9 protein-coding genes are annotated in these 7,355 nt (G+C 61.8%); 2 read left to right on the plus strand and 7 right to left on the minus strand.

Annotation, left to right across the window (positions count from 1 at the left end; all coding sequences use genetic code 11):
- A partial coding sequence (locus JNL55_RS05570; RefSeq protein ID WP_293850460.1) for an Ada metal-binding domain-containing protein occupies positions 1–408 on the minus strand: 408 nt, incomplete at its 3' end.
- A gap of 119 nt (positions 409–527) precedes the next feature.
- Between JNL55_RS05570 and JNL55_RS05575 the strand changes: the two genes are divergently transcribed.
- The gene (locus JNL55_RS05575) at positions 528–1,028 is read left to right on the plus strand and encodes a methylated-DNA--[protein]-cysteine S-methyltransferase (protein ID WP_293850462.1); all 501 of its coding nucleotides are present in this window, start codon (positions 528–530) and stop codon (positions 1,026–1,028) included.
- A gap of 8 nt (positions 1,029–1,036) precedes the next feature.
- Here the strand turns inward: JNL55_RS05575 and JNL55_RS05580 are convergent, their stop codons facing one another.
- From JNL55_RS05580 to JNL55_RS05600, 5 genes are all read right to left on the minus strand, one after another.
- Positions 1,037–2,215 (minus strand): acyltransferase family protein, encoded by a 1,179-nt coding sequence (locus JNL55_RS05580; RefSeq protein ID WP_293850465.1) that lies wholly within the window; start codon positions 2,213–2,215, stop codon positions 1,037–1,039.
- Between the two features lie 188 nt (positions 2,216–2,403).
- Positions 2,404–3,600, minus strand: coding sequence for an aromatic amino acid transaminase (locus tag JNL55_RS05585; protein ID WP_293850468.1), 1,197 nt, complete (start codon positions 3,598–3,600; stop codon positions 2,404–2,406).
- Between the two features lie 41 nt (positions 3,601–3,641).
- Positions 3,642–4,823 (minus strand): HPP family protein, encoded by a 1,182-nt coding sequence (locus JNL55_RS05590; RefSeq protein WP_293850470.1) that lies wholly within the window; start codon positions 4,821–4,823, stop codon positions 3,642–3,644.
- 96 nt (positions 4,824–4,919) lie between these two features.
- Positions 4,920–5,309, minus strand: coding sequence for a CopD family protein (locus JNL55_RS05595; protein ID WP_293850471.1), 390 nt, complete (start codon positions 5,307–5,309; stop codon positions 4,920–4,922).
- Positions 5,306–5,626, minus strand: a complete 321-nt coding sequence (locus JNL55_RS05600; protein ID WP_293850473.1) for a DUF3817 domain-containing protein — start codon at positions 5,624–5,626, stop codon at positions 5,306–5,308. The genes JNL55_RS05595 and JNL55_RS05600 overlap by 4 nt, the downstream gene beginning before the upstream one ends.
- Positions 5,627–5,732: 106 nt before the next feature.
- Here JNL55_RS05600 and JNL55_RS05605 point away from each other — a divergent pair, with 106 nt between their 5' ends.
- Positions 5,733–6,692, plus strand: coding sequence for a GlxA family transcriptional regulator (locus tag JNL55_RS05605; protein WP_293850474.1), 960 nt, complete (start codon positions 5,733–5,735; stop codon positions 6,690–6,692).
- Positions 6,693–6,706: 14 nt separating this feature from the next.
- On the opposite strand, the gene JNL55_RS05610 is transcribed toward JNL55_RS05605, so the two are convergent.
- The coding region (locus JNL55_RS05610; RefSeq protein ID WP_293850477.1) for a sodium:solute symporter family transporter at positions 6,707–7,355 on the minus strand (649 nt) is incomplete at its 5' end.

Below are 7,355 nucleotides of genomic sequence, written 5' to 3' on the forward strand. Positions count from 1 at the left end.
CTGCACCGGTGCCACGCCCAGCTCCTTGTGAACGATGCGGCGGATCTGTCGCGAGCTCAGTTCGAACTGTTGGGCGATCGCTTCGAGCCCGGCGTCGTTGCCGATGGAGCCGTCTTCGAGTCGTTCGACGATGAGCTGCGCGATTCGTTGCGAGTCATCGACGGGGGCGTTGCCGGGCGCAAGTTCAGGTCGGCAGCGCAGGCACGGTCGAAAGCGCGCTTGCTCTGCCTGCTGGGCGCTGTCGAAGAACAGGCAGTTCGCGGCCTTCGGTGTTTTGACGGTGCACACCGGGCGGCAATAGATCCCAGTCGAGGTCACGCCGACGAAAAACACGCCGTCGAAGCGTCGGTCTCGCGCCGACAGCGCACGATACAGTGTCTTGTGAGCCTGATTTTGAGTTCGCGCCATGGGCCGGACTATAGAGCCCAACCCTGACAGCGGATAGCCGTTTTCGGACATGTAATCGGCCCGGCTGTGGCGTCCGAAAATGGCCAGCATCGCGTCCGAATCCGGCTAGCATGGGGCTCATGAAACGCTACGTCAGCAAGCTCGTGGCCACGCCGGTTGGCCAACTCAAACTGGTGGCTACCGAGCACGGCCTGGCGGCCATCCTGTGGGAGAACGACAACCCGCGACGTGTGCCGTTGAGTGATGTGGTCGAGGACGACGGCCATCCCATCCTGCTCGAAGCGGAGCGACAGTTGCAGGAATATTTCGCCGGGCAGCGCAAAGAGTTCGCGTTGCCGTTGGATTGCAATGGCACGGAGTTTCAGCGACGGGTGTGGAATGCGTTGCTGACCATTCCTTATGGCGAGACGCGTTCGTACGCGCAGATCGCCGATCAGATCGGTAATCCAGCGGCCGTGCGGGCGGTGGGAGCGGCGAACGGACGCAATCCGCTGTCCATCGTGGCCCCTTGTCATCGCGTGCTCGGTTCGAACGGCTCGCTGACCGGATTCGCCGGCGGCTTGGCAGTGAAAGCGAAGTTATTGTCCCTGGAGGGGCAGGCGCTGACGCTGACCGGCTGATCGTGCCGTCAGCTGGCGTCGCGAACGCCGTCGTTGCGATTGTTGGCTTGCCAGCGCGCTCGCAAGGCTTCGAGCAGGGCTCGCGTGGATTTTTGGAGCGCGGGCTCAGGCACCTTGGAGATCCACCAGCTCATTGCCAGCACGGCGGCGACGGCGCCGGCCAGGGCAATGTGGTCTGACGCTCCAGCTTCGGCGAAGGCGCCCATCAATGCGCCACCGGTCACGTTGTGCAGCAAGTAGAGCGGATAAGTCATCAGGCCGAGTCGCCGCAACAGTTGCAAAGCCCACATCGGCAGCTGCTGCACGCGAGCGTTGTTGGCCACGGCCAGCCAGAAAAACAACATCGCGCCGAGCCAGATCGCGCACGGTGTGATTGGCGAGAAGGACATGCCGGTCTTCTCCAGCTTCAACACGCTCTCGCCCGCAATCTGCAAACAACCGCCGATGGCGAACAGAGCGAGCCAGGCGAGTTGGTTGGGCGCGGGCTTCTTGATGAGGCGCGACCAAAGCATCACGCCGAAGGCGAAGAACACGCCGTGCTGGACCAGCGTGAGTTGCCCCAGCCGGGACCACTGCACCTGACTGAACCAATCGAAGACGGCGCTGTTGCGATCCATGGCGGCCACGGTGTAGCCCACCCAGAACAAGGTGCTCAGCAAGCCGACGCCGCACATGACGGGCACGATCCAGCGCTGCCGGTCGGCTAGCAACAATGCGCAGATCAATGCGTAGAAACAGATCTCGACGCCGAGCGTCCAGTACACGCTGTCGATCCATGCACCGGTGGGGAAGAAGGCCACGCTGCGCACATACATGGCGAACATCGACAGCGGGCTGGTGGGTGCGTCCACCAATTGCCACGCGAGCAAGGTGACGGTGGCGCAGATCCACACGGCTGGCACCAAGCGAGTGAAGCGGCTGACAAAAAACTTGAAAGGGTTGCTGCGCTCGGCCGACACCACGATCACAAAGCCGGAAATCACAAAAAAGATTTGCACGCCGGCCCAGCCGAAGGGGGCGAAGGTGGTCCAGTCTTGGAAGTCCGCCACGCCGCCCGAGGCAATTGCCACTTGGCCGGTGGGGAAGGCCCACGACCAGAAGGCGAGATGAAAGATCATGACGATGCAAGCGGCGAAAAACCGCAGCAGGTCCAGTCCCGGGACGTATTGAGCTTGTTGAACTTTCATCTATATCGACACGGCGCCGCGTGACGCGTCGCCGTTGTGGCGCGAATGTTAACAGATGAAAAATGGCTGCGCTGTTGTTTGATTGTCGCCGTTTGCGCACGGTTGCGATCGATGGTTCGCGGCGTGAGGGAACAACGAACAATCGCAGCCGCGTGCAAAAGCTACGCGGCTGCGGCCAAGGCGGGGACTCAGCGGCCGACGACTGAGCCGATGGCGCGAGCGATATAGTCCACCGATTCCAGGCTGATGCCCGCGATGTTGATGCGACCGTCGCGGGTCATATAGATGTGATGTTTCTCGCGCAGCGTGTCGGCCGCTTCGGGCGTCACGGCCAGCGTCGAGAACATGCCGCGTTGCTGGTCGACGGCAGCGGCCATCTCGGCCGTACAGGTGGCAGCCAGTGCCTTCGAGAGGGCGCGACGTAGCGTCATCATGCGTTCTCGCATGGCGTTCACTTCGTTGCGCCAATCGTTGCTGAGTTTGGCATCGCTCAGAATGCGAGCGACGATGGCGGCGCCATGATCCGGCGGCATGGAGTAGATGCCACGCGCGATCTTGCGAAGATGGCTGGCCGAGGCCACGGCCTGAGTCTCATTACCGGCGAGCACCATGAGCAGGCCGACGCGTTCCCGATACAAACCGAAGTTCTTCGAGCAGGACACGGCGATCAGTGCTTCCGGCACCGTGGCCGCGATCAAGCGCGTACCTTCGGAGTCTTCGGTGATGCCTTCGCCCAAGCCTTGATAAGCCAGATCGACATAAGGAATCAGGCGACGCTGTAACAACACGTCGGCGATTTGTCGCCACTGAGCGAGCGACAGATCGGCGCCGGTCGGATTGTGACAACAGCCATGCAACAGCACGACGTCGCCGGCGGGCAGCGTGTTCAGTCGTTCCAACATGGCATCGAAGCGGACTGTGCCGCTGCGAGTATCGAAGTAGGGATAGCGTTCGAGCTTCAGACCGGCACCGCTCAGCAGCGGCACGTGATTGGCCCAAGTCGGATCGCTCACATGGATGGTTGGACGCGAGCCGGTGGTGGTGAGCAGCTCAGCGCCCAAGCGCAACGCGCCGCAGCCGCCTGGGGCTTGCAGAGCGCGAACTCGGCCGCTGGTCAGCGCCGTATGCTTGTCGCCGAGGATGAGTTGCGACATGAGCGCGTTGAACTGTTCATTGCCGGCGGGACCGAGATAAGTCTTGGTCTGCTGTTCGGCGAGGACCGCAGCTTCCGCGGCACGCACGGCGGCGAGCACCGGTGTTTTGCCGTGCTCATCTTTATAAACACCCACGCCCAGATCGATTTTCACCGGAGCCGGATCGGCGCGAAACGCCGCCATCAAGCCAAGAATGGGGTCTTCGGGCAGAGCTTGTAAATTCTCGAACAAGGGCGGCTCCGTGAGCGGTAGGCGAAACGAACCGTGCTAGTTTAGCGCTGTAGCCCGCCGGAGCGGTACAGAGCACGGACGAAATCCGACTGGGTGATGATGCCTGCCAGCCGATTGTCCAGGCCGATCACCGGGATGTGATGGTGGCCGTGCTCGGAAAAAATCGGCATCAGCTCGGCCACCGAGCGCTCGGCGCTGGCCACTCGCACTTGGGCGCACATGATCTGGCCGACGGCCTCCGGCTTGGCGCTGTGAGTAATGCCGGTACGTTTGATCAAACTTTGCAGCCGCTCGCGCAGGTCCTCGGCGCTGCGGTCGATGTCGGCATGTCGCATGAAATCCGCCAGCGACACGATGCCGATGATGCGGCGCTGTCGGTCGACCACCGGCAGCGCTTTGACTCGATGACGGCGCATCAGTTGCCAAGCGTCTTCCAGGTGGGTGCCGTACTCCACCGTGATGACGTCGTGCGTCATGATGTCAGCACAGCGCAGCTCGCTCATACGACGTTCCATGGCGTTCATTTCCGCCATGTGCAGAATGTCTTCCAGCTCGTCGCGGCTCACGTCGAGCACTTGGTTGTAACGTTTCAGCACGGCGTCCAGATCTTCCGAGCTGAAGCGGCTCGGTGGCGTCGTTGTGGGACGAGCCACGACTTGGCTGTGCGGGTAGCGGCGGCCGGTGGCGCTGTTATAAACGATGCCCATCGCGACCAGCAGCACGCTGTTGAGTAACACAGGAAACAACGCGAATTCGAACGCGCTGGCGTGAGTCAGCACGGCGAGCAAGGCCGCCGCGCCGCCCGGCGGATGCAAACAGCGAAGAGCAAACATCGCCGCGATGGCAGCGGAGACTGCGACGCCTGCCGCCAGTGCCGGATCATCGATGAACTGGACACACAGCACGCCCACCAATGCCGAGATCGTGTTGCCGCCAACCACGGACCACGGCTGTGCGAGCGGGCTGGCTGGCACGGCGAAGACCAGCACGGCACTTGCGCCTAGCGGGGCGACTAGCCAGATCGCTGCCGGCGAGTTCGCCCCCAGACGGCATAAGAATGCGGTGAATAAGATTCCCAGCAACGCGCCGACAATGGCTCGCCAACGCTCCGGTGCGTTGACCGCGAGCGGCGCGGGTCGAAATCCTTGGAGCCAGGTCGTGACTTGGTCACGCCACGTAGGTGGAGGGGGCGCGTCATTGCGACCCGGATCGAGAGAATGCACGGTATCCGCGGCGAGCTTGGACAGGGCCGCGCAATATACGAGCCGATCCCTGGCGTGTCACGGCTTGTCGTTCAGAAGCTGCATCCGGGGTGCCAGTTAGAACGGCTTCACGATGACCAGCAGCACGATGCCGGCGGTTATGACGAGTATGGCGGGTAGCGCTGCGCTCGATGGAGTTTTGGTGGGTGATTGAAGGCGTCTGCGGAGCTGGCTGGCAAACATGCCGTGCAGCGCCGAGAGTGCGACGACCAAGGCCAGTTTCAACATCAACCAACGATTGCCGAACCAGCCGCCTTGCAGGGCTAGGAAGATTCCTGCGCTCCATGCGATGAGCATGGCCGGCGTAGTTGCCATGCGGTCCCAGTTTCTGAGGTGCTGCAGGGTCTTCAGATCGTCCGATCGTTGTAGCAAGGCCTGCAGGATCATGCCCGCGATCCACAGCATGACGGCGCAGACATGCAGCGACTTGATTAGCAGGTAACTCATGCGGCTGTTGCCGCGCTCAGCGCTCGCTGTTTGCGGATGAAGTTCAGCGTTGAGATAAATCCAAACGGCACGAAGGCGGCGGCAAGCACGCGCATCAGAGTTCGCGTTGGCCAGCTGTCGCTGGTCGCGGCGTTCATGGCTTGCCACAGATAAAAGAGGAAGGCCAAGCCGTGTACCGGGCCGGCGATCGATACTGCGTTCGGTATCCCGGCCAGATGCTTGAGTGGCACCGCAATGCCCAACAGCGCCAGCAGCGTAACGCCCTCCAGGAGCGCGGCGAATTGCAGTTGCGAAAGGACTGAGGAGGAGGTGGTCATGCAGGGCAGGATGCATGAATACATCGTTCTCGGCCATCGGCTAGAATGCCAGCATTCGAAGGATTCTGGCCACGAGGCCAGGCTGCGACAAGCGACGAGGTGCGTGGTGGCGAAGCGTAAGGCTCACAGAGTGGCGGTGTTGGCCTTTCATGGCGTGGTGCCATTCGATTTGACCATGCCTTGTGAGGTGTTTGGACGGGTACGTTTGGCGCCCGAACGGCAGCCTTATGAAGTCCTGGTCTGCGGACACGCTCGCCGTGTGCGTACGGACGCGTTCGACATGCTCGTGAAAGGGGACTTAAAACATCTGGCAAAAGCAGACACGGTCATCGTTCCGGGCATGAGCGACATAACCGCTCCAGTGCCCCAACCCATAATCGTCGCACTCAGAGCCGCCGCGGCGAACGGTGCGAGAATCGCTTCAATCTGCAGCGGTGCGTTCGTTCTGGCAGCGAGCGGCTTACTGGATGGGCTGAATGCAACCACGCACTGGTTGGCTGCGCCGCTGTTGGCGGAGCGTTATCCGGGAATCTCCGTGAATCCCAATGTTCTATTCGTTGACAACGGAAAAATCCTGACCTCGGCGGGTGCCGCCGCCGGCTTGGATCTGTGCCTGCATATGATTAGAAGCGACCACGGTGCCGCAGTCGCCGCCGACGCGGCGAGGTTATCGGTGATGCCGTTGGAGAGGTCCGGCGGACAAGCGCAATTCATTGTGCACCGGCCGCCGCAGTCGTCGGGCGGCTTGCAGCCGTTGCTCGAATGGATTGAGAAGCGCCTGGATCGAGCGTTGACGCTGGATGCGCTGGCCGAGCAAGGGCGAGTGAGCATCCGCACACTCACTCGCCGTTTCCAGGAACAGCTCGGCGTCAGTCCGCTGCAATGGATGCTACAGGCGAAAGTGCGCCGCGCTCAGCAGGCGCTGGAGACCACCGACTTATCGATCGAACGCGTGGCGGCCAGTGCCGGCTTCACGTCATCGACGTCGCTAAGAGAGCATTTCGCGAAAGTGGTCGGCACCTCGCCGCGAGCTTACCGAAACACCTTCCGCAGACGGCCCCACTGAGCCAGCCGCGCTCATTACCACCAAACCGTGTAGAGCGCGACCAGGATGGCCACCACACCCAGCGAAAACATATTGAAGCTGGTTGAAGTCTGATAGCTCACATCGGCCGTGTTGACGCGATTCGCACCGGCCGCCTGCGGTTGCAGCAGCGAGAACACTACCGCGAGCACCAAGGCCAACAGGAACACCACGCCCATCCGATCCATGAACGGCAGCGACGGCAACAGCGCCTTGAGCGCGATTGACAGCGCGAACGAACCGATGGTGGCGGCGAGAGCGCCGGCTTCAGTGGCACGTTTCCAGAACAAACCGAGCATGAAGATCACGACGATGCCCGGCGTGAAAAAGCCGGTGTACTCCTGGATGTATTGAAATGCCTGGTCGAAGCTGCCGAGCAACGGTCGTGCCGTCACGATCGCCAGCAGGATCGACACCACCGCAGTGATTCGTCCCACCAGCACCAATTGTTTCTCCGGCTTGGGCTGGCCGAGCTTGTTATAGATGTCCAGCGTGAAGATGGTGGCGATCGAATTGATCTTCGACGCCGTCGACGCAATGATCGCGGCGATCAGCGCTGCGAACACCAGGCCTGCAATGCCGGTGGGCAACAGTCGCATCATGGTGGGATACGCTTCATCCGGCTTGGCCAGATCCGGCGCGAGC

The sequence above is a fragment of the Steroidobacter sp. genome (genome assembly GCF_016790065.1).
Taxonomy (GTDB): domain Bacteria; phylum Pseudomonadota; class Gammaproteobacteria; order Steroidobacterales; family Steroidobacteraceae; genus Steroidobacter.

Coding starts and splice junctions, on each gene's coding strand:
- JNL55_RS05595 (WP_293850471.1), bottom strand. CDS start 5,309: ATGAGTTACCTGCTAATCAAGTCGCTGCATGTCTGCGCCGTCATGCTG.
- JNL55_RS05575 (WP_293850462.1), top strand. CDS start 528: ATGAAACGCTACGTCAGCAAGCTCGTGGCCACGCCGGTTGGCCAACTC.
- JNL55_RS05600 (WP_293850473.1), bottom strand. CDS start 5,626: ATGACCACCTCCTCCTCAGTCCTTTCGCAACTGCAATTCGCCGCGCTC.
- JNL55_RS05580 (WP_293850465.1), bottom strand. CDS start 2,215: ATGAAAGTTCAACAAGCTCAATACGTCCCGGGACTGGACCTGCTGCGG.